Origin of the sequence: Microbacterium murale, from assembly GCF_030815955.1 — a bacterium.
Classification (GTDB): domain Bacteria; phylum Actinomycetota; class Actinomycetes; order Actinomycetales; family Microbacteriaceae; genus Microbacterium; species Microbacterium murale_A.
Window position 1 is genome coordinate 2,651,134 of sequence record NZ_JAUSXK010000001.1, and the last position, 20,580, is coordinate 2,671,713.

Sequence of the window (20,580 nt, forward strand, 5' to 3'; positions counted from 1 at the left end):
GCTCGTCAACGTCGGCGATGATCTTCCGGCGCCAGTCGTGGACCCCGGCGATCCTCGCGTACGCCGCTGGCCAGGATGAGGCGGATGACGCGGTGCCGGTGGCCGGCCCAGGGCGCGAGGAGTGCCAGCATCCCGTCGTCGTCGACGCGTGAGCCGGTAAGCGCGAAGCCGACCTCGTGTGCGAGATGGTAGTCGCCGACGCTCACGGCATCCGGGTCCCCGAGCGCGCGGATGCGGGTCTCCGAGGATGTCCACGCGCCGATGCCGGGAAGGCTGGTGAGGATGCGGTCCCGCTCTGCGCCGGTGCGCGCCGCGAGCACGACGTCGCTGATCCGCTGGCCCCGCTCGGCGGCGCGCACGATCGCGCGGGACTGAGGGGGCTCGACGCCGGCGCGGTGCCAGGCCCACGAGGGGATCAGACGCCAACCCTCGATCGTCGGCGGAGCGAACATCGGTCGCGGAGTCGGCCCGGGCGCGCGTTCACCGAAGCGGGTGATGAGGGCGCGCCACGCCCCGAACGCCTGGAACGAGGTGACCTTCTGCTCGATCACGGCGCTCGCGAGCGAGTCGAAGACCAGATCGGTGCGGGTCAGGCGTGTGCCGACCGTGCGGCGAGCGACGTCGGCAAGGAACGGATGCCCCGCATCTATGAGAGTCGACGCATCGAAACCGTTCGCATCGTCGTCTGCACCGCAGAGGGCGGGCAACTGGGTGAGAGCCCAGTCCGCCCCGGGGCCCCACGCAGTTGCGTGGATCCCGTCGCTGCTCTGCCTCAGCGCCAGCGTCGCGACACCTTCCGGCGTGCGGCTCGCGCGCCACAGCGTCGTGCCGTCGACCAGCATGGTCGGGTCCTTGGGCCCGCGCATGAGCACCCCGACCGTGCGGTAGAGATGCAGCGGGTGCGCCGGTCGGTATGTCGTGCTGCGCGGCGGTTCCGTCGCGGCTGCCGCGGTCGTGGCATCCGCTGTCTTCGTCATGCGAACACACTACGTCGCGCCGCTGACACCGGTCCGCATCGAAGCGAGCCCGAGATTCTCAGAAGCGGTCGGGTGAAGGCGTGCCGTGGCCGTAGCGGATCACGACGTCTGCGTGCCGGTCGAAGCGGTACCCGACGCCGCGCACCGTGCGCACGATGTCTTCGTAACGTCCGAGCTTGGCGCGCAGTCGACGCACGTGCACGTCGATCGTGCGCTCACCGGGAGTCTCGTCATCCGGCGACTGCCACAGCGCGCCGACCAGCTCGGTGCGCTCGATCGTGCGTCCCTCGCGGAGCACGAGGTACTGCAGCAGCTCGAACTCCTTATAGGTGAACGCCGCGGAGTCTCCGTCGATCAGCACGCGCTTGCGGGAGATGTCGACCGTGACGCCGTAGTCCTCGTCCTGCTCTTCGTCTTCGGCGGCCTTGGTGCGGGCGATCGCACCCGGCTCCTGCAGGGCCAGGCGTACGACGTCGAGGTCGCGGCCGCCCGAACCATGTGGGGCGAGGGCCACGGTCGCGTGGGTCTCAGCGCCAGGTGCGAGTTCAGCGAGCGTGCGGCGGAGCGCGTCGACGAGCAGCGGCAGGCTCACACCGGCTTCGGCGGCCTTGATCTCGTCGAGGCCGACGTAGAGGGCGAAGCCACGCGGGGAGCGGGTCGCGGGGAGGTCGGCGGCAACGGCGGGTGCCTGCTCGACGAGCGGCGGAACAGCACGCAGATGAGGGGCACGGGTGGCAGAACGCTCAAGGGTTGCGATGTTCGACATGATGATGGGTTCCTTGCGAAGGGTGAGCCGATACGGCTCTGATGTGTTGCATGAATGACCGGGAGGGCCGGGAGCGAGCACGCAGGTGGGTGCTCGGGGCTCCGTCTTCGCAGATCGCGAATAAGCAGAGCGGGCGCGGGGCGGCTGGGGTCAGCTACACATTCGGCAACACATGCCAACGCAGCCGGGCATCATCATCCCGGCAGTCCTGTTCGCCTCCTGGGCGGACGAGGGGCGCGCGTTGGTGGTCATGGGGGGATTATTACTGAGAAAGTCGTGCTGTGTCAAAACGTAACCTTGTGCGACCGGGTGGGCTTACCGTGGAATGATGACTGGTTCTCACATCGTCGACGGCTTCATACTCACCGATGAGAAGGATGCGTCGCGATACACCCTCACTCGTGACGGGGTGCTGGTGAGTGTTCTCGACTATCGCGACGACGGCAGCACGATCGCCCTGACCAGGGCTTTCACGATCCCGACTTTCCGCGGAAGCGGGCATGCGGCGCGAGTAGTTCACGGCGCAGTGTCCGACATCGAGAGTCGTGGTGATCGCAAGGTCGACCCCGTGTGCTGGTACGTCGCAGAATGGTTCGACGCGAACCCTGAACACGCCGGGCTGCTGCGTCGTCGCTGATGCCACGAAGTGTGACGCACTGTTACGTCAGGTACAGCGTCCTGCAAGGATGAGGACATGAAACTCGCTGAGGCGCTGACCGCCAGAGCAGACCTGCAGCGCCGCATCGAACAGTTGCGCGCCCGCATCACCGCGAATGCCCGTTATCAGGAGGGCGAGGAGCCGGCAGAAGACGCCGCAGCCCTGTTGGGTGAGGCCGAGGCTTCCCTCGGTCAACTGCGCGATCTCATCCGCCGGATCAACGCGACCAACTCCCGTCTCGTTCTCGGCGCGGACGGGACCATGACCGATGCGCTCGCCGCGCGCGATGTGCTGCGGCTGCAGCATTCTCTGTTGGCGGATGCTGCAGCCGCAGCATCCGGAACCAACACGGGGATGCGGCAGATGCGATCCGAGCTTCGGCAGATCGCCGCGTTGCCGGTCGCAGAACTGCGCGCGGCTGCCGACGGCATCGCACAGGAGCTGCGCGAGCTGGACAACAGGATCCAGCAGGCGAACTGGACGTACGACCTGGAGGAGTAGAGCGGAAGTCGGTAGCCAAGACGAGGCGGACACAAGCCCTGCCGGAGGGTCAAATCCGGCCCTGCAGGGCGGAGGGCAGCCCAGATCTCGCATCGCGCAGCCCTGCACGCCGCACAGGTGAAAGTGCATCTCGCACACTGCATGACCGCGTGTCGATCGTCGTGGTGAGGGTGGGTCAGGGGACCTTCCGGCTCGAATCCACAGGTTCTCATCCGATACGATGGAACTCTGCTCAGCACCGTTCGCTGAGGCGGTCAGCGCCGAGAACGGACGCTGGTCCGAGGCTTGAAACCTCCGGCATCCTCACCAGACACCGGAGGTTTTTCCATGTCTTCACCCCTGCGCGCTCACCCCACAGCAAGATGGTGGGCTCTGTTCGTCATCTCTCTGACGCAGCTCGTCGTCGTCCTCGACGGCACGATCGTCAACATCGCTCTGCCACAGGCGCAGATCGCGCTGCAGATGGACGACCACCTGCGCCAATGGGTCGTCACCGCGTACGCGCTCTCGTTCGGCGCGCTGCTGCTCCTCGGCGGGCGCATCGCCGACTACTGGGGTCGTAAGCGCACCTTCATGGTCGGCATGATCGGCTTCGGTCTGGCCTCGCTGTACGCCGGTCTCGCGATGGCGGGGTGGGAACTCATCCTGGGACGCGCTCTTCAGGGCGTATTCGCGGCGATGCTCGCTCCCGCGGCTCTCGCGCTGCTCACCACGCTGTTCCCCTCGGGGAAAGAGCGCAACACGGCCTTCGCCGTGTTCGGCACGGTCGCCGGGGCGGGCGCCGCGGTCGGCATGGTGCTCGGAGGATTCCTCACCGAGTTCCTCGACTGGCGCTGGTGCCTGCTCGTCAACCTGTTCTTCGTGGCGGTCGGTCTCATCGGCGGTGCGCTGTTCCTCACCGAGAGCAAGGCCGAGGGCGACAACCGTTACGACCTGTGGGGTGCACTTCTCGTGACCTCGGGTCTGGGGGTGCTCGTGTACGGCTTCAGCCTCGCCGAGACCGGTTGGGGCAACCCGCTCACCATCACGTTCATCGCCCTCGGCGTCGTTCTGCTCGCCGCATTCGTGTGGGTCGAGATGAAGGTGAGCAACCCGCTGCTGCCGCTGCGCGTGGTCACACACAGGGTGCGTGGTGGCGCGTTCCTCATCCAGGCGGTCGCGGGCAGCGTCATGATCGGCGCGACGCTGTACCTCACCTTCCACCTGCAGATCGTGCTCGGCATGGGCGCGATGGAAGCTGGTCTCGCGAGTCTGCCGCTGCCGCTGGGCACGATGGTGCTCGCGGGGATCGCGACCAAGATGCTCGGCAGGATCGGTCCGCGCCCGATGCTCATCGGCGGGCCGCTCGTGGTCGCCGCCGCGCTGATCTACCTTTCGTTCATCACACCGGGCGGCGATTACTTCGTTCAGGTCGCCCCGGCCCTGCTGGTCATGGGGATGGGCATGGCGTTCGTCTTCATCCCGCTGCAGAACGTCGCACTGACGGGAGTCGCACCGCATGACGCCGGCGTCGCCTCGGCGGTCACGAACTCCGCCATGCAGATCGGCGGATCGATCGGACTGTCGGTGTTCACCGCGGTGTATGCGGTGGTCGTCGGCGGTGACGCACAGGGCGAGGTCGGGCTCGGCACGCTCACGGGCGGCTACAGCGGAGTCTTCATCGCAGCGGCGGTCGGCATGGTCATGGCATCGGTAATCGCCCTCGCGATGGTGCGCGGACGCAAGGAGGATCTGCTTCCGCAAGGCGGAGTGGAGTCGGAGAACACTCCGGTTCTCGTGCACTGATCGGATGCCACGGCGGGCCTCAGCGAGAATGTCTGGGGCCCTCCGTACGGTATGAATATGCGAATCCTGCACACCTCCGACTGGCATATCGGCCGCACCTTCCATGGCACCTCGACCATGGATGCGCTGGCCGAGGTGCTGGGCGCGCTTGTGCAGCAGGTTCGGGACGACGCGGTGGATGTCGTGATCGTTGCGGGTGACGTTTTCGACTCCGCGACTCCCGCCGGGCCCGCGTACACGCTGCTCGGCGACACGCTCGCCGCCCTGCATGACACGGGCGCCAAGGTCATCGTCACGAGCGGCAATCATGATTCCGCCGCACGGCTGGGGTTCCAGGCGAGATTGCTGCGCGACGGCATCCACGTGGTCACCGATCCCCGTGCGGTCGGCACCCCGGTCACGATCGACGACTCGGATGGCCCGGTGCATTTCTACGGCATCCCGTATCTTGAGCCTGCGCTCGTGCGCCAGCACTGGCCAGACGCTGGTCTACGCACGCAGGCGCAGACCATGGCGCACGCGATGGACCTCGTCCGTGCCGGAATGACCGCGCACGGTGGCCGTTCGGTCGCGATCGCCCACTGCTTCGCGGCGGGCGTCGATGCGACGGCCGGACTTGAGCGCGAGGTGCGTCAAGGAGGGCTCGACGTCGTGCCGCTCGCCGTGTTCGACGGTCCTGACTACGTGGCGCTGGGACACATCCACGGGCGGCAGCAGCTCAGCGACCGAGTCCGCTACGCCGGGGCACCGCTGCACTACAGCTTCGGCGAGCAGCACAAAGAGCGCGGCTCCTGGCTGATCGATCTCGATGCGTCCGGTCTCGCCTGCGTGGAATGGCTGGCGCTGCCTGTCCCGCGCCGGCTCGTCACTCTGACCGGCACGCTCGACGAGATCCTCTCGGCTGCGAACGTCGAGGCGCACGCCGACGACTGGGTGTGCGCGATCTACACCGACGTGCTTCCGCAGACCGAGCCGATGCGTCGGCTGAAAGAGAGCTTCCCGCACTGCGCGATGGTGCAGCACACTCCGATCGGTGGCGCCGAGCGCGCAGAGCACTCTTATGCCGAGCGCCTGAAGTCTGCGGTCACCGACATCGAGCGCATCGACGCGTTCCTCGAGCACGTGCGCGCGGGGCAAGGGGCGAGTGCGCGCGAGAGTGAACTCATCCGCGAAGTGCTCGACGAGCGCGTGGCCGCTGAGGCCTTCGTCTAGTGCGCCTCCACCGTCTCGAGATCGAGGGCTTCGGACCGTTCCTCGATCGCCAGGTCGTCGATTTCGATGGCTTCGCAGATGACGGGATCTTTCTGATCGCCGGTCGTACCGGAGCCGGAAAATCGAGCATTCTGGATGCGGTGTGCTTCGGCTTGTACGGCGGAGTGCCACGGTACGAGAGCGGTGACAAGCGGCTTCGCAGCGACTACTGCGCTCCTGAAGATCTCAGCGAGGTCGTCGTCGAGTTCAGCACCACGGCCGGCCGCTTCCGCGTGACCCGTTCGCCGGAGTACCAGCGTCCGGCGAAGCGGGGCGGTGGGCTCACGAAACAGGCCTCTGCGGTCTCACTCGACGAGTGGATCGACGACGCCTGGATCGGCCGCGCGGCGCGTGCGGTCGATGTCGGCAACGAACTCGATGAGATCCTCCAATTGAGTAAAGAGCAGTTCCTGCAGGTGATCCTGCTCGCGCAGAACCGCTTCGCGCGGTTCCTGCTCGCCGACAGCAAGGAACGGCAGGCGCTCCTGCGACGGTTGTTCGGCACCGAGCGATTCGACGATGTGCAGTCACGATTCGACGATCGTCGCCGCGCCACCGAGAACGCGCTCGCGGGTCGTCTCGCGACGGTGACGGCGCGGGTCGAAGAAGCGGAGCGCGTCGCCACGTCGGCGGCGCTGTGGGGTGACCGCGCCGCCGACGAGGAATCCGCATCGCCGGAGCCCGGAGCAGGCACGATCGACGCGCGACTGGAGGCACTGCGTCTGGCCCTCAGACGCGCTGAGTACCAGGCCGAGCGTCGAGTGGCGGAGCAGGAAGACGCCGAGAAGACGCTCGCTGCGGTGGATGCCGCGCTGGTCGCCGCACGCGAAGAGCAGAAGGCCCAGCAGGAGCGCGACCGCGCACGTGCAGCGCTCGACGCTCTTGACGCAGAGGAAGCGCAGATCGTCGAGGCGCGACGCGCACTTGCGCGCGCGCGTGCCGCTGAGGCACTGCGAACCACGATCACCGCCACGTCAAGAGCGGAAGAGGCGCTCGCGAACGCTGCTGTCGCAGAGGAGACGGCACGTTCGGCGTGGCTCGCCACCGCTGCCGACCTTGCTGTTGATGCTGTCGCATCGGGTGCCGACGTGTCAGGGAGCGTCGCCGCGCTGGAGGCGTGGGCTGCCGAGCGCACGCGGGAGAGCGGTGCCTGGGCACGCGCCGCCGAACAGGAGGCCGCGGCTCCGGCCCTGGCCGCCGAACTCGCCGCAGCGCAGACGCAGGTGGTCGCGGCATCCGAGCGCGTAGACGTCGGAGAGACGGAGCGTGCGGCGCTGCCCGCCCTGATCGCCGAACTGACCGCGCAGCGCGATGACACCCGGCGCAACGCTGATCGTGCCGACGAATTCGCGCGTGCGCACCACGCGGCGAAGGCGAAGCGGGATGCCGCGGTCGAGGGCGATCGGCTCCGAGGAGAACTCGACACCGCAGACCGCCGGCTCTCCGATGCCACCACAGTGCTGGCCGCTGCGCAGAACGAGCTCGCCGTGCTGCGCAAGCGGCGTCTCGACGGCATTGCGGGTGAACTCGCGACGGCGCTCATCGACGGCGAACCGTGCGCGGTCTGCGGATCGACGTCGCACCCCGCGCCCGCATCGCACACCGACGCGGTTTCGGCAGACGACGTCGAGGCCGCCGAGGCGGTCAGGGATGCCGCGGCCCTGGCAGAACATGAAGCCGGCGAACTCGTCGCCGCGGTGCGCACCGCGCTCGCCGCAGCGAGAGCCAGGGCGGAGGAGAGCTCGACAGAGGCCGCCGAGGCCGAGGTCGCCGCGACAGCAGCCGCTCACGCCGAAGCTGTCGCGGCCGCCGACGCGCTCGCCGCCCTCGAATCTCAGCTTTCAGCGGCGAACGCGCGCACCGCGCAACTCGACAAGGAGCGCACCGAATCTGAGGCCGCCCTCGCCGCCGCACGCGAAGCGCTCGCACTGATCCAGCAGCGCAGCAGCGACGTCCAGGCGGCTATCTCCGATGCCCGCGGATCATTCGAGACCGTCGCGGAGCGATTGGCTTCCATGGCGGCGCAGATCGCGGCGGCGCTGGCACTCGCGAGTGCGCTCGCTGAGCACGCCCGACGTGCAGCCGCGCTCAACGAAGCGACGGCGGAGCAGCGTTCCGCCCTCGCCGCGTCGGACTTCGACGATGCCACCGCCGTGCAGCAGGCGCTGCGCTCGTCGGCAGAGCAAGCCGCGCTCGACGAACGCATCACGGCGCACTCCGTGCAGCGGGCGAAGGAGCGCGCCACGCTTCTCGAGCTCGAGTTGCGCACGCTTCCCGAAGACGCCATCGACCTGACGCCGGCTGAGCAGTCAGCAGCTGAAGCCCGTGCGGCGTGGAAGGCGGCTGTCGACATCGCGAATCGCGCGCAGAGCACGGCCGAGCGGTTGGCCGGACTCATCGAGTCCGCAGCATCCGAGCATGCGCGCAGCGCCGATCAGCAGGCAGAGTACGAGATCATCCGGGGGCTCGCCGACACGATCGCCGGCCGTGCCGGCAACACCCACAAGATGACTCTCGAGACGTTCGTGCTCGCCGCTGAGCTCGAAGAGATCGTCCACGCCGCGAACCGTCGTCTCAGCGATATGTCAACAGGTCGATACCAGTTGCAGCACTCCGATGCGCTCGCGGCCCGGGGCGCGGCATCCGGTCTCGGCATCGTCGTCTTCGACGCCTTCACCGGCCAGACCAGGCCGGCGCAGTCGCTGTCAGGCGGGGAGACGTTCCTCAGCTCGCTGGCACTCGCACTCGGCCTCGCCGAAGTGGTGACGGCGCGGGCCGGCGGCATCCAACTCGACACCCTCTTCATCGACGAAGGGTTCGGATCGCTCGACGCCGACACCCTCGACATCGCGATGCGCACGCTCGACGAGCTGCGCTCCGGCGGACGAACCGTCGGTATCATCAGCCACGTCGAGTCGATGCAGGAGCAGATCCCGGCGCAGCTCGTGGTCGAGCAGACCGAGAACGGCCCGAGCCGCATCCGCACCTGAGCGGGGAGATTCAGGCGTTCGCCGGGCTCCACGCCGAGACGTCGTCGAGCGCACGCAAATCTTCCGCCGACAATTCCAACGTCGCGCTGGCGAGCAGATCAGCCACCTGCTCAACCCGCGACGCGCTCGCGATGGGCGCGGCGACGGTCGGCTGCGAGCGCAGCCAGGCAAGCGACACCGATGTGATCGATGCTCCATGCACTGCGGCGATTCGCTCCAGCTCATCGATGATCGCGAGTCCGTGCGGTGTTGCGTACTTCGCGGCGCCACCGGCCCTGGCTGATACCACTGCGGAGGCATCCGTCGAACGGTACTTCCCGGTGAGGAAGCCGCTCGCCAGCGCGTAGTACGGCACGAGGCTCAGCCCGAACTCCTCAGCGACGGGGATGAGGCCCTCCTCGACGTCGTTGCGATGCACGAGGCTGTAGTGCGGCTGCACGGCCACCGGGAGGGCCGTGCCGGCATCCTGCGCGAGTGAGATCCAGGAGCGGATCCTGTCAGGGGAGTAGTTCGAGACCGCAGTGTGGCGCACCAGCCCGTCGGTGACCAGCTGCCCGAACGCGTCGACCGTCTCCTCGAGCGGCGTCTCCGCGTCATCGAAGTGCGCGTAGTACAGGTCGATCGTCTCGACGCCGAGCCGCTTGAGGGATGCCTCTGCCGCCGCGCGGATGTTCTTCGCAGACAGACCCTTGAACTCAGGGTGGGAGCTGACCTTCGTCGCGATCGTGAGTCCGGTCGGCTTGCGCGAGGCGATCCACTCGCCGATGATCGTCTCGCTCTCGCCACCGCGGTTGCCAGGGACCCAGGCGCTGTATCCGTCGGCGGTGTCGATGAAGTCCCCACCTCCGGCGGTGAACGCATCGAGGATCTCGAACGACGCATCGCGGTCGGCGGTCCAGCCGAACACATTGCCGCCGAGAGCGAGGGGGAGCACCTCGAGATCGCTGTTGCCGAGAAGAGTCATTGTTGCCCGCTTTCTGTCGTCTTACCCAGTCAAGTCGATGCGCGCCGGACATATTCCATCCGTGTCACAACGACGTAACAGTCAAGGGGGATACTGGACGCATGACGCTTCAGCAGGAGATCGCTCAGACACTCGGAGTCCACGCAGAGATCGACCCAGCCGCCGAGATCGAACGACGCGTGCAGTTCCTCGTCGACTATCTGATCACAGCCGGCGCGAAGGGCTACGTGCTCGGAATCTCGGGCGGGCAGGACTCGACGCTCGCCGGTCGACTCGCGCAGCTCGCGGTCGAGCGCGTGCGCTCCGACGGTGGCGAGGCGACCTTCATCGCCGTGCGGCTGCCGTACAAGGTGCAGCACGATGCGGACGACGCGACGGCCGCACTCGCCTTCATCGCACCGGATCGCATGGTCGAGGTGAACATCCAGAACGGCGTCGACGGCGTCGAGAAGGACATCGAGCAGGCCGCAGGCGCCGATATCTCCGACTTCAACCGCGGCAACATCAAGGCCCGCATCCGCATGGTCACCCAGTATGCGCTCGCCGGGCACGACGGCCGTCTCGTCATCGGCACCGACCACGCCGCCGAGGCGATCACGGGCTTCTTCACGAAGTTCGGCGACGGAGCCGCCGACATCCTCCCGCTTTCCGGACTCACCAAGCGTCAGGGCAAGGCGCTGCTGCGCACGCTCGACGCTCCGGAGAGGCTCTGGATGAAGGTTCCCACCGCCGACCTGCTCGACGACCAACCAGGGCGCGCCGACGAGGACGAGCTCGGTCTCACGTACGAGCAGATCGACGACTACCTCGAGGGCAAGCCGGTGGATGCTGAGGCCGCCGCACGCCTGGAGGGGAAGTACCTCGCCAGCCAGCACAAGCGCCACCTCCCGGTAGGCCCGGACGACGACTGGTGGCGCTGAGAGCGGTCTGCCTCCCCGGGTAGTGCTCGGCGCTGGGCCGCCTACCGTCTCGCAGGCGCTGTCTGACGCCCCGGCTACGCTCGAAGCATGCGGATCGACACACAGGCACAGCGCGTCATCTTCAGTGCCAGCGATCTGAAGGCGGCCGCCGAGTGCGAGTTCGCGTGGTCTCGCGCGATCGACGCGAAGCTGGGTCGGGTCCCCGCCGTCGTCGAGCCTGAGGATGCCACGCTCGCGCGTGCGGCGAAGCTCGGTGACCTGCACGAGGTGAAGGTCCTCGAGGCATACCGGGAGCGCTTCGGCGCGGATGCCGTGCACGAAGTCGCCAAGGCGTCGTCCGCTGACGCGTCATCTCTCGCCGCCGTTGTCGCCGAGACCGGCGCGGCTCTGCGGTCCGACGCGAAGGTGCTGTTCCAGGCGGCGTTCTCGACCGATGAGTTCGTCGGCTTCGCCGATTTCCTGCTGCGAGAAGACGACGGATCCTGGCGCGTCCAGGACTCCAAGCTCGCCCGAACGGCGCGGGTCACCGCTCTCATGCAGCTGGCGGCATATGTCGATCAGCTCGATGGTCTCGGCATCCCGCGCTCCGACCTGGTGGATCTCATCCTGGGCGACGGAACCATCAGCACTCACGCCGTCGACGACCTGCTGCCGCTTTTCCACGTGCGCCGCGCACGCCTGCGAGCCCTGATCGCCGACCGGCGGGTCGAGACCGGGGCCGCAGGGGAGCCGCTCGCGTGGGGCGATGACCGCGGCGACCTCGAGATCGTCGCCTGCGGACGCTGCGCGACCTGCACCGAGCAGGTGGATGCTCATCGTGATCTGCTCATGGTCGCGCGGATGCGTCCTGTGCAGCGTGCCCGCCTGCGAGCCGCCGGCATCGAGACGATCGACGACCTCGCAGCTGCGGCGTCCGCCCCCGACGGGATGAACGTCGACACCTTCGAGTCGCTCCGCGCGCAGGCACGACTGCAGTTGCGTGCCGACGCCGACGACGCGCCGACATTCGACGTCTACCACCCCGGCGCCATCCACACGCTGCCCCGGCCGAGCCGGGGAGACATCTTCTTCGACTTCGAAGGCGACCCGCTCTACACCGAGCATGCAGCCGACGGCCACGCACAGTGGGGGATCGACTATCTGTTCGGCTGGGTCGACAACGACGATCAGTACACGCCCCTGTGGGCCCACACGTTCGCGGACGAGAAGGTCGCGCTCGGGCAGTTCCTCGACTTCGTCGACGTCCGCCGCGCCGCCCATCCCGACATGCACATCTACCACTACGCACCGTACGAGACCTCGCATCTCGTCGCGATGGCCGCGCGCTACGGCATCCGCGAGTCCGACGTCGACAGGCTGCTGCGCGAGGGCGTGTTCGTCGACCTGTACCCGCTCGTGCTGCGCACTGTGCGGGTCGGGTCCCGCTCGTACTCGATCAAGAAGCTCGAACCGCTGTACATGGGCGAAGAGGTGCGCACCAGCGACGTGCAGAAGGGCGATGACTCGATCGTGCAGTACGTGGCCGCGCGTGCTCTCGCGGAGGCAGGGGAGAGCGCCGAGGCAGAATCGGTTCTCGACGATCTCGCCGACTACAACCGCTACGACTGCGTCTCCACCCGACGACTGCGCAATTGGCTGATCGAGATCGCCAAGGAGAAGGGCGTGAGCCCTGCACCGCCAGACGAGGCCGAAGAGCTCGTGTACGAGCCTTCGCACCGCTCGGTCGCACTGCTCGCCGATGCCGAGCGCGACGTCGAGGCCGGTGGCGACGGCGAGGTGCACCGCGTTGCGGCCGCGGCGATCGATTACTACCCGCGAGAGGCCAAGAGCTTCTGGGTGTCGCATTTCCAGCGACTGCGCGAGCCGGTGTCGATGTGGGATCAGACGCGCGACGTCGTGAAGGTGGACGCCGCGCAGAGCACGCTCAGGCGCGACTGGGGTGTCGAAGAGGGCCGTCGTGTCTCCTCGCGTGACATCGAGATCCGAGGCGAGGTCTCACCGGGCACCACGCTGGGGCTGGGGGCCAACCCGTTCGCGCTGTATCCGTTCCCTGCACCTTTCGACGCCGAGGCGCCGTCTCGCGCAGTGCACGTACCTCGCGCGGTCACGGTGGTCGAGGTACTCGACGATGGCTACGTCATCACCGAGACCGCCGTCGGCGGCCAGACGTGGGACGAGTTCCCGCTCGCGCTGACCCCGGCAGCACCGCCGCGCGTCGTGTCGCTCCAAGGGGCGATCGATGAGTGGGCTGATGCCGTGCACGAGGCGGCGCCGGCTTTTCCTGCAGATGCGGCGACCGACATCCTGCGCCGCATCCCACCCCGTACTCGGTCGCGAGGGGGGCTGCCCGCGGCAGGCGCCGGTGCTGCATGGGGGGAACGCACGATCGGCGCGATCGTGAAGGGCGTGCTCGACCTCGACCGCAGTTATCTCGCGGTGCAGGGCCCTCCCGGCACGGGCAAGACCTACACAGGTTCGCGGGTCATCGCTCGGCTCGTGAACGAGCACGGTTTCCGCATCGGCGTCGTGGCGCAGTCGCACGCGATCATCGAGACGCTGCTCGAGCGCGTTGTCGCGGACGGCGTGCCCCCAGGGCAGGTCGCGAAGGCCCCGAAGGACAAAGACAGCGACCCCGCGTACACGGCGATTCCGAAGAGCGGGATGGCGGCGTTCCTCGCCGAGCGTTCCGGCCAGGGTGTCGTCGTCGGAGGCACAGCGTGGGACTTCAGCAACACGGGCCGCGTGGAACGGCAGGGGCTCGACCTGCTCGTGATCGACGAGGCCGGGCAGTTCTCGCTCGCCTCCACGATCGCCGTCGCGGCGGGAGCGAAGAGCCTGCTGCTGCTCGGCGACCCCCAGCAGCTGCCGCAGGTGAGCCAGGGCGCACACCCGGAGCCGGTGGACACATCGGCGCTCGGCTGGGTCATGGACGGCGATGCCGTCATCAGCCCCGAGTACGGGTACTTCCTCGACCGCAGCTGGCGGATGCATCCTGCCGTCGCCGCACCGGTCTCACGCCTTTCGTATGCCGGCCAACTGGCCTCAGCACCCGGCACCGATCAGCGAGCGGTCGCGGGTGTCGAACCCGGATTGCACGTCGTCTCGCTGCGTCACCGTCGCAATGCGACGCAGTCACCGGAGGAGGCGGCTGAGGTCGTGCGGATCGTGCGCGATCTGCTCGGCCGCGAGCTCATCGAACCGGGCGCATCTCCTCGGCCTCTGACAGAGTCGGACTTCATCGTCGTCGCGCCTTACAACGCGCAGAAGCAGCTCGTGATCGATGCCCTTGCCGCCGCGGGACTCGCCGGAGTACCAGTCGGCACGGTCGACAACTTCCAGGGCAAGGAATCAGTCGTATCGATCACGACGCTCGCTGCTTCCAGCGGGCGGGATGCCCCGCGCGGACCCGAGTTCCTGCTGCTGCAGAACCGCCTCAATGTCGCGATCTCGCGGGCCCAAGTGGCGGCATACCTGGTGTACTCGCCTGCGCTGCTCGATGACCTGCCCCGCACCCCCGAGGGCGTCGCTCGGCTCAGCGCCTTCGCACGCCTGGTCGGCGCCGGGTAGTGGATGAAGGCGGCCAGTCAGACCGGCTGCGATGTCCCCGCCTGCTGTTACGTTGTCGCCATGACATCCGAACCGACTCACCACTCGCTCAATTACGTCGAGCTGACCGTCACCGACCTCGCCGCGGCCAAGGCGTTCTACGCAGATGCTTTCGGCTGGCGATTCGTCGACTACGGCCCTGAGTATGCCGGCATCGTTTCGGCGACTGATGAAGGCCAAGAGGTCGGTGGTCTTCTGCTCGCGCTTCAGGCCCGTCCGAACGGAGGGCCATTCGTGCTGCTCTACTCGGCTGACCTCGACACGACCGCGAGCGGGATCGTCAGCGCCGGTGGCACGATCGTGCAGGAGGCGTACGCCTTCCCCGGCGGGCGTCGACTGCACTTCTCCGACCCCAGCGGAAACGAGCTCGGGGTGTGGGCGTCGCAGTAACGGAGAGCGTCCGCCTCAGACCGTGCCGTACAACCGGTCGCCGGCGTCGCCGAGGCCGGGAACGATGTAGCCCTTCTCGTTCAGTCGCTCATCAAGGGCGCCCAGCACGAGCGTCACATCCCGGTCGCCGACCATCTTCTCGATCGCCTCGACGCCCTCCGGCGTGCCGAGGAGGCAGATGGCGGTGACATCCTGCGCGCCGCGCTTGAAGAGGAACTCGATCGCCGCGCCGAGAGATCCGCCCGTGGCGAGCATCGGGTCGATCGCGAAGCACTGACGGTCGCTGAGATCGTCGGGCAGACGCTCGGCGTAAGTCGTCGGCTCGAACGTCGTCTCATCGCGCACCATGCCGAGGAATCCGACCTCGGCCGTGGGCAGGAGCTTGACCATGCCTTCCAGCATGCCGAGCCCCGCGCGCAGGATCGGGACGACGATCGGGCGCGGCTCGGAGATCTTCACACCCATGGTGGTCGTGACCGGTGTCGTGATCTCGACGGGGGTCACCTTGACATTGCGCGTCGCCTCGTAGGCGAGCAGCGTCACGAGCTCCTCCGTCAGTTGGCGGAAGACCGGCGACGGGGTGCGCACATCGCGCAGCACCGAGAGCTTGTGGGTGACGAGAGGGTGGTCGGCGACGTGAACACGCATGACTACAGAGTAATGCGCTGAACGTCGTCTGAACGATGTGGATGATCAGGTGCGCGTGGCGGATGAGGTCGTAGCACCGAAGTCGCCGATGCCGGAATAGGCTCAGATCATGCGTGAGGCGGACGATGACGGGATGCGACGCGCCCTCGCGCTCGCCGCGGAGGCGGCTGCCGCAGGCGAAGTTCCCGTCGGTGCCGTCGTGCTCGACAGCGCTGGGCACGTCCTCGCGGAGGGGCGCAACACCCGCGAGCAGACGCATGACCCCACCGGGCACGCGGAGATCGTCGCGCTGCGGCGGGCCGCGGCAACCGTCGGTTCCTGGAATCTCGAGGGCCACACGCTGGTCGTCACTCTCGAGCCATGCGTGATGTGCGCCGGGGCGATTCTGCAATCGCGGATCGGTCGAGTGGTCTTCGGCGCCTGGGACGACAAGGCGGGAGCGGCGGGCTCGATGTACGACGTCCTGCGCGATCGGCGGCTGCCCTACCGAGCCGAGGTCATCGGCGGCGTGGCGGAAGACGCCGCGACAGTGCTGCTCCGCGACTTCTTCGAACGACGCCGCTGAGTCAGGTCGCGGACACTCAGTCCGAGGACTTCAGCACGAACACATCCGTCGGCGGCGTCGGGTCGATCGCCGGGCGGTAGATGTCGGGCTCGATGTAGATCGCACGGGCGATGGGCACGGCATCCCGAATCCGCTTCTCGATCTCGTCGATGTCGGCGGCAGCCTCGCGCACGGTCTTGTCCGACGTCAGCGCGATCTTCGCCGCGACGAGCAGCTCGTCGGGTCCGAGGTAGAGCGTCTTCAGGTGGATGAGCTTCTCCACGTCGGGACCGGAGGTGATGGCATCCATGATCAGGTCGAGATCGGCCTGGTTCGCGCCTTCGCCGACGAGCAGGCTCTCTTCGTCTCGATGCCGAGGATCACGGCGATCAGTACGAGGAGTATGCCGATCGCGAGCGTTCCGATCGCATCGAACACGCTGTTGCCGGTGATGATCGTCAGGCCGACGCCGAGCAGCGCGAAGGTGAGACCCGTCAGCGCGCCGATGTCTTCCAGCAGCACGACCGGGAGCTCTGGGGCCTTCGCGCGGCGCACGAATGACACCCACGACTGACCCTTCGTCCGCACGAGGTTGCTCTCCTTGACTGCAGTACGCAGCGAGAACGACTCCAGACCGATCGCGATGACCAGCACCACGAGCGGGAGCCACCACCACACCGGGTCGAGCGCGTGCGGGTGGGTCAGCTTGTCGATGCCTTCATAGATCGCGAACAGGCCACCGACGGAGAAGAGGATGATCGACACGACGAATGCATAGACGTAGCGTTCACGCCCGTATCCGAACGGATGCTCTCGGTCAGCGGAGCGCTTGGCCTTGCGCCCGCCGAGCATGAGCAGCAGCTGGTTGCCGGAATCCGCGACGGAGTGGATGGCCTCAGCGAGCATCGATGCGGAACCCGACAGGGCCCACGCCACGAACTTCGCGATCGCGATCCCCAGGTTCGCCAGGAACGCCGCGACGATCGCCTTGCTGCCACCGGATGCACTCATGTCGCGATTCTAGTTCCGTCGTCCGCGATACGGATGAGCGCCCTCGGCGCTGTCGGATGCCGCGAATAGGATGGCGACATGGCTGATTCACTCCCGTCCCTCGCGTTCCTCGGTGCCGGTTCTATGGGAGGCGCGATCCTTCAGGGCGTCATCGCCTCAGGTATCGATGTCGAGGGCGGCATCACGGCCACCAATCGCACAGCAGAGAAGGCATCGGCTCTCGTCGGGCTTGAAGGCGTCACCTCGGTGGCGCTCGAGGAACAGCCGGCGGGAAACAAGGATGCTGCGGCTTCGGCCCGCATCATCATCGTCGGCGTGAAGCCGGCGATGGTCCCGGATCTGCTCCGCGAAATCGCTCCCGATCTGCGGACGGATGCCATCGTTGTCAGCGTCGCCGCCGGCGTCACGCTCGCGACATTCGCCGAAGGGCTGGGCGCGGAGGCCCGCGTCATCCGTGCCATGCCGAACACCCCGGCGACGGTGGGGAAGGCCGTCACCGGGCTCGCGGCCGGCGCAGCCGCCTCCGCCGACGATGTCGCGGTGGTCCGTCGCCTTTTCGAGCTCGTCGGCTCCGTGGTCGAGGTACCAGAAGACATGATCGATGCGCTCGGGACGATCTCGGGTTCCGGTCCCGCGTACGTCTTCCTCCTGATCGAGGAGCTGACCAAGGCCGCGATCGGCAAGGGATTCGACGAGGCGGACGCGCGTCTGATGGCCGAGCAGACCTTCATCGGCGCGACGGCGCTGCTCGATGCGTCCGGTGAGAACCCCGCCGAACTGCGTCGTAGGGTGACGAGTCCGAAGGGCACCACCGAGCGCGCGATCGCCGTGTTGCAGGATGCGCACCTCGACAACGTCTTCACCGAGGCGACGGATGCGGCGCTGGCACGCTCGAGGGAGCTCGCCGCCGGAGCGTGAGTGCCCGTCAGCCGACGGAACGGCCGACAGGTCAGCGGTCGAGGCTGGCGAACCGCTCGATGTCACTGTTGGTGCCGGACACGATGATGAGGTCGTGGTTGGTCACGACGGTGTTCGCCTCGGCGTAGCGGAACGGTTTGCCTGGGCTCTTCACTCCGACGACCGTGACCTTGTACTTCGACCGCACACCGGACTCGTTCAGTCCCACGCCGCGGATGAACTTCGGCGGGTACATCTTGGCCAGCACGAAGTCGTCGTCGAAGCGGATGAAGTCCAGCATCCGTCCGCTCACGAGGTGGGCGACACGCTCGCCGGCCTCGCGCTCCGGGTAGATGACGTGGTTCGCGCCGACGCGGGCGAGGATCTTGCCGTGCGACTGAGAGACGGCCTTCGCCCAGATCTGCGGCACCTTCAGATCGACCAGGTTGGCCGTGATCAGCACGGATGCTTCGATGAGCGAGCCGACAGCGACGACGGCGACCTGGAAATCCTGCGCGCCGATCTGCTTGAGCGCATCGATGTTGCGGGCGTCGCCCTGCACTGTGTGCGTGACGCGATCCGACCACTTCTGCACGAGCTCGAGGTTCTCGTCCATCGCGAGCACTTCGCGATCGAGTCGGTCGAGCTCTCCTGCGCATGCGGCGCCGAAGCGACCGAGCCCGATCACGAGTACGGGGGCGTCGCCCCGGAGGACTTCAACCAACGATCGGCCTTTCCACGGGCAGCGAGTAGAGCTGCGAACGCGATGTCGCGGCGACCGCCGCGGCGAGAGTCACTGTACCAATTCGCCCCATGAAGATGGTGGCCGCCATCACGTACACCGCCGAATCGGGCAGCTCGGCAGTGAGGCCGGAGGAGAGACCGACAGTGCCGAATGCCGAGATGACGTCGAAGAGCACGTCGCTGATGGGCGCCTTGGTGATCTGCGCGATGACGATCGTCGACAGTGCGACGATCGTCGCGCCCCAGGCGACGACCGAGAGCGCGACACGTTGCACGTCGCTGGGAATGCGACGTCCGAACGCCTCCACGGACTGCCGACCTCTGGCCTCTGACCATACGGCGATGGCGAGCACGGCGAGGGTCGTGACCTTGATGCCGCCTGCGGTGGACGCCGATCCGCCACCGACGAACATCAGCATGGACGCGGCGAGCATCGAGGAGCCGTTGAGATCGGAGATCTCGATGACGCTGAATCCGCCTGAGCGCGTCATGGCGGAGAGGAAGAACGCCTGGAAGGTTGTATCGCCGGCATCCATCGATCCGAAGGTCAGCGGGTTGTTGTACTCGAGGATGAGGAACACCGCAGCGCCGAGGACGAACAGGATCGCGGTGGTGATGAGCGTGAGCTTGCTGTGCAGCGACCACCGCTTCACATGCCAATAATGCTTGGCGAGGGTGTAGATCACCGGAAATCCGATGCTGCCGAGGAACACGCTGATCATGAGGACCGTCAGCACGAAGTAGTCATCGGCGAACTCGGCCACCCCGTTCGCGTTCGGGGCGAATCCGGTGTTCGTGAAGGACATGGCCGCGTAATACGGGGCTTCCCACAGGGCCGCGAGCGGGGGGATACCGGCCATCAGGAGCCCCGGGTACAGCAGCAGGGCGACGATGAGCTCGATGAGCAGCAGGGACAGCGCGACGGTCTTCAGCAGCTGCCCGACCTCGCCGAGCCTCACGGTCTGCCCCTCATTCACCACACCGCCGTGCGCACGCAGCGGGTTGCTGTCTCCTGCGGCGAGCAGCTTGGCGCGCAAGCCGAGCTTCTTCGAGATGACGAGTCCGAGCACGGAGGCCAGGGTCAGCACGCCCATGCCGCCGATGTTCACTCCGAGGAAGATGACCACATGCCCGAATGGTGACCAGTGCGCCGCCATGTCGACTGTCGCGAGGCCCGTGACGCAGATCGTGGAGACCGCGGTGAAGAGAGCGTCGCTGATCGGTGTCACGGTGCCGCTCGCCGAAGCGATCGGCAGTGCCAGCAAAGCGGTGAAGAGGATGATCAGCGCCGAGAAGATGAGGATCGCGAAGCGCGAGGGCGATGAGGAGATGAGGTGGCGTGCGAAACGCCAGAAATCGCGGGCGCGCGTGCGGGGGGATGCCGATGACCCGATGCTCGACATCGACGTCCTCCTGATTCCGTTCCATGATCTCCCGCCGGCGACATTCCGGCGAGCCTTCGTCATGGTACTCCGCGCGTGGGACGACTACCCTGATCTCATGACCGACATCTTCGACGTGATCGCAGACGGCACGAGGCGAGACATCCTCCAGCTCCTCCTGCGACGAGCGGCAGACGGGGATGCCGGCACCAGCGTCTCGCAGATAGTCAGCGAGCTCGGCATCAGTCAGCCGACGGTCTCGAAGCACTTGAAGGTGCTGCGCGAGTCCGAGCTTGTCAGCGTTCGCGAAGACGGTCAGCGCCGGCTGTACAGCATCGAGGTGGAGCCGCTCGAAGTCGTGGACGACTGGCTCGTGCCGTTCCTGGTCGACGCGTTCGGCGACGACGCGCCCGACATCGACCTGTCGTTCGCGCCCCTGCCCGACGGAGCCGCGCACGCGGCCGAGGTGTTCGGCCGCGCCGCGGCATCCGCGAAGCACGTGGTCGCCACGGCGATCAAGCGGCTGGGCGCCTGAACCCGGGGCTA

Annotated in this window: 17 protein-coding genes and 1 pseudogene; 11 read left to right on the top strand and 7 right to left on the bottom strand. The window is 67.3% G+C overall.

Features of this window, described 5'->3' with window-relative positions:
- Positions 1 to 5: 5 nt before the first annotated feature.
- Positions 6 to 977 (bottom strand): DNA-3-methyladenine glycosylase family protein, encoded by a 972-nt coding sequence (locus QFZ46_RS12965; RefSeq protein ID WP_307362126.1) that lies wholly within the window; start codon positions 975 to 977, stop codon positions 6 to 8.
- A gap of 58 nt (positions 978 to 1,035) precedes the next feature.
- Positions 1,036 to 1,743, bottom strand: coding sequence for a winged helix-turn-helix domain-containing protein (locus QFZ46_RS12970; protein ID WP_307362128.1), 708 nt, complete (start codon positions 1,741 to 1,743; stop codon positions 1,036 to 1,038).
- A 328-nt stretch (positions 1,744 to 2,071) separates the two neighbouring features.
- On the opposite strand from QFZ46_RS12970, the gene QFZ46_RS12975 reads away from it, so the two are divergent.
- The 5 genes from QFZ46_RS12975 (at position 2,072) to QFZ46_RS12995 (ending at position 8,928) form a co-directional block, all read left to right on the top strand.
- Complete coding sequence (locus tag QFZ46_RS12975) at positions 2,072 to 2,380, top strand: GNAT family N-acetyltransferase (protein ID WP_307362130.1); 309 nt, start codon at positions 2,072 to 2,074, stop codon at positions 2,378 to 2,380.
- A 57-nt stretch (positions 2,381 to 2,437) separates the two neighbouring features.
- Positions 2,438 to 2,902, top strand: a complete 465-nt coding sequence (locus QFZ46_RS12980; RefSeq protein WP_307362131.1) for a DIP1984 family protein — start codon at positions 2,438 to 2,440, stop codon at positions 2,900 to 2,902.
- Positions 2,903 to 3,229: 327 nt separating this feature from the next.
- A complete protein-coding gene (locus tag QFZ46_RS12985; RefSeq protein ID WP_307362132.1) occupies positions 3,230 to 4,687 on the top strand; it encodes an MFS transporter in 1,458 nt (485 codons plus the stop codon).
- 57 nt (positions 4,688 to 4,744) lie between these two features.
- A complete protein-coding gene (locus tag QFZ46_RS12990; RefSeq protein ID WP_307362135.1) occupies positions 4,745 to 5,899 on the top strand; it encodes an exonuclease SbcCD subunit D in 1,155 nt (384 codons plus the stop codon).
- Positions 5,899 to 8,928, top strand: a complete 3,030-nt coding sequence (locus tag QFZ46_RS12995) for an AAA family ATPase (protein ID WP_307362137.1) — start codon at positions 5,899 to 5,901, stop codon at positions 8,926 to 8,928. Before QFZ46_RS12990 ends, QFZ46_RS12995 begins: the two co-directional genes overlap by 1 nt.
- Positions 8,929 to 8,938: 10 nt before the next feature.
- Here the strand turns inward: QFZ46_RS12995 and QFZ46_RS13000 are convergent, their stop codons facing one another.
- On the bottom strand, positions 8,939 to 9,892 hold the full coding sequence (locus QFZ46_RS13000) for an aldo/keto reductase (RefSeq protein ID WP_307362140.1): 954 nt from the start codon (positions 9,890 to 9,892) through the stop codon (positions 8,939 to 8,941).
- A 101-nt stretch (positions 9,893 to 9,993) separates the two neighbouring features.
- On the opposite strand from QFZ46_RS13000, the gene nadE reads away from it, so the two are divergent.
- The 3 genes from nadE (at position 9,994) to QFZ46_RS13015 (ending at position 14,808) form a co-directional block, all read left to right on the top strand.
- Positions 9,994 to 10,812: an ammonia-dependent NAD(+) synthetase gene (gene nadE, locus QFZ46_RS13005; RefSeq protein ID WP_307362142.1), complete on the top strand. Its 819-nt coding sequence runs from the start codon at positions 9,994 to 9,996 to the stop codon at positions 10,810 to 10,812.
- Positions 10,813 to 10,899: 87 nt separating this feature from the next.
- The gene (locus tag QFZ46_RS13010) at positions 10,900 to 14,379 is read left to right on the top strand and encodes a TM0106 family RecB-like putative nuclease (protein ID WP_307362143.1); all 3,480 of its coding nucleotides are present in this window, start codon (positions 10,900 to 10,902) and stop codon (positions 14,377 to 14,379) included.
- Positions 14,380 to 14,439: 60 nt separating this feature from the next.
- The gene (locus QFZ46_RS13015; RefSeq protein WP_307362145.1) at positions 14,440 to 14,808 is read left to right on the top strand and encodes a VOC family protein; all 369 of its coding nucleotides are present in this window, start codon (positions 14,440 to 14,442) and stop codon (positions 14,806 to 14,808) included.
- Between the two features lie 15 nt (positions 14,809 to 14,823).
- Here the strand turns inward: QFZ46_RS13015 and upp are convergent, their stop codons facing one another.
- The gene (gene upp, locus QFZ46_RS13020; RefSeq protein ID WP_307362148.1) at positions 14,824 to 15,456 is read right to left on the bottom strand and encodes a uracil phosphoribosyltransferase; all 633 of its coding nucleotides are present in this window, start codon (positions 15,454 to 15,456) and stop codon (positions 14,824 to 14,826) included.
- 109 nt (positions 15,457 to 15,565) lie between these two features.
- Here upp and tadA point away from each other — a divergent pair, with 109 nt between their 5' ends.
- Positions 15,566 to 16,021, top strand: a complete 456-nt coding sequence (tadA, locus tag QFZ46_RS13025) for a tRNA adenosine(34) deaminase TadA (protein WP_307362151.1) — start codon at positions 15,566 to 15,568, stop codon at positions 16,019 to 16,021.
- 16 nt (positions 16,022 to 16,037) lie between these two features.
- Here tadA and QFZ46_RS13030 read toward each other — a convergent pair.
- A pseudogene (locus QFZ46_RS13030) lies at positions 16,038 to 17,011 on the bottom strand (cation diffusion facilitator family transporter).
- Between the two features lie 78 nt (positions 17,012 to 17,089).
- Here QFZ46_RS13030 and proC point away from each other — a divergent pair.
- Positions 17,090 to 17,929, top strand: a complete 840-nt coding sequence (proC, locus tag QFZ46_RS13035; RefSeq protein WP_307362152.1) for a pyrroline-5-carboxylate reductase — start codon at positions 17,090 to 17,092, stop codon at positions 17,927 to 17,929.
- 31 nt (positions 17,930 to 17,960) lie between these two features.
- Here proC and QFZ46_RS13040 read toward each other — a convergent pair whose 3' ends face one another.
- Together QFZ46_RS13040 and QFZ46_RS13045 are read right to left on the bottom strand one after the other, a co-directional pair.
- Positions 17,961 to 18,632, bottom strand: coding sequence for a potassium channel family protein (locus QFZ46_RS13040; protein ID WP_188437730.1), 672 nt, complete (start codon positions 18,630 to 18,632; stop codon positions 17,961 to 17,963).
- Complete coding sequence (locus QFZ46_RS13045; RefSeq protein ID WP_307362157.1) at positions 18,625 to 20,055, bottom strand: TrkH family potassium uptake protein; 1,431 nt, start codon at positions 20,053 to 20,055, stop codon at positions 18,625 to 18,627. The genes QFZ46_RS13040 and QFZ46_RS13045 overlap by 8 nt, the downstream gene beginning before the upstream one ends.
- Before the next feature lie 97 nt (positions 20,056 to 20,152).
- Between QFZ46_RS13045 and QFZ46_RS13050 the strand changes: the two genes are divergently transcribed.
- A complete protein-coding gene (locus QFZ46_RS13050) occupies positions 20,153 to 20,569 on the top strand; it encodes an ArsR/SmtB family transcription factor (RefSeq protein ID WP_307362158.1) in 417 nt (138 codons plus the stop codon).
- The last annotated feature ends 11 nt before the right edge of the window (positions 20,570 to 20,580 follow it).

What these genes read in the sequence shown, in the direction of transcription:
- QFZ46_RS12985 (WP_307362132.1), top strand. Translation starts at nt 3,230, where the DNA reads ATGTCTTCACCCCTGCGCGCTCACCCCACAGCAAGATGGTGGGCTCTG.
- QFZ46_RS12990 (WP_307362135.1), top strand. Translation starts at nt 4,745, where the DNA reads ATGCGAATCCTGCACACCTCCGACTGGCATATCGGCCGCACCTTCCAT.
- QFZ46_RS13015 (WP_307362145.1), top strand. Translation starts at nt 14,440, where the DNA reads ATGACATCCGAACCGACTCACCACTCGCTCAATTACGTCGAGCTGACC.
- nadE (WP_307362142.1), top strand. Translation starts at nt 9,994, where the DNA reads ATGACGCTTCAGCAGGAGATCGCTCAGACACTCGGAGTCCACGCAGAG.
- upp (WP_307362148.1), bottom strand. Translation starts at nt 15,456, where the DNA reads ATGCGTGTTCACGTCGCCGACCACCCTCTCGTCACCCACAAGCTCTCG.
- QFZ46_RS13010 (WP_307362143.1), top strand. Translation starts at nt 10,900, where the DNA reads ATGCGGATCGACACACAGGCACAGCGCGTCATCTTCAGTGCCAGCGAT.
- QFZ46_RS12970 (WP_307362128.1), bottom strand. Translation starts at nt 1,743, where the DNA reads ATGTCGAACATCGCAACCCTTGAGCGTTCTGCCACCCGTGCCCCTCAT.
- QFZ46_RS13000 (WP_307362140.1), bottom strand. Translation starts at nt 9,892, where the DNA reads ATGACTCTTCTCGGCAACAGCGATCTCGAGGTGCTCCCCCTCGCTCTC.
- QFZ46_RS12980 (WP_307362131.1), top strand. Translation starts at nt 2,438, where the DNA reads ATGAAACTCGCTGAGGCGCTGACCGCCAGAGCAGACCTGCAGCGCCGC.
- tadA (WP_307362151.1), top strand. Translation starts at nt 15,566, where the DNA reads ATGCGTGAGGCGGACGATGACGGGATGCGACGCGCCCTCGCGCTCGCC.
- proC (WP_307362152.1), top strand. Translation starts at nt 17,090, where the DNA reads ATGGCTGATTCACTCCCGTCCCTCGCGTTCCTCGGTGCCGGTTCTATG.
- QFZ46_RS13045 (WP_307362157.1), bottom strand. Translation starts at nt 20,055, where the DNA reads ATGTCGAGCATCGGGTCATCGGCATCCCCCCGCACGCGCGCCCGCGAT.
- QFZ46_RS12965 (WP_307362126.1), bottom strand. Translation starts at nt 977, where the DNA reads ATGACGAAGACAGCGGATGCCACGACCGCGGCAGCCGCGACGGAACCG.
- QFZ46_RS13050 (WP_307362158.1), top strand. Translation starts at nt 20,153, where the DNA reads ATGACCGACATCTTCGACGTGATCGCAGACGGCACGAGGCGAGACATC.
- QFZ46_RS12975 (WP_307362130.1), top strand. Translation starts at nt 2,072, where the DNA reads ATGACTGGTTCTCACATCGTCGACGGCTTCATACTCACCGATGAGAAG.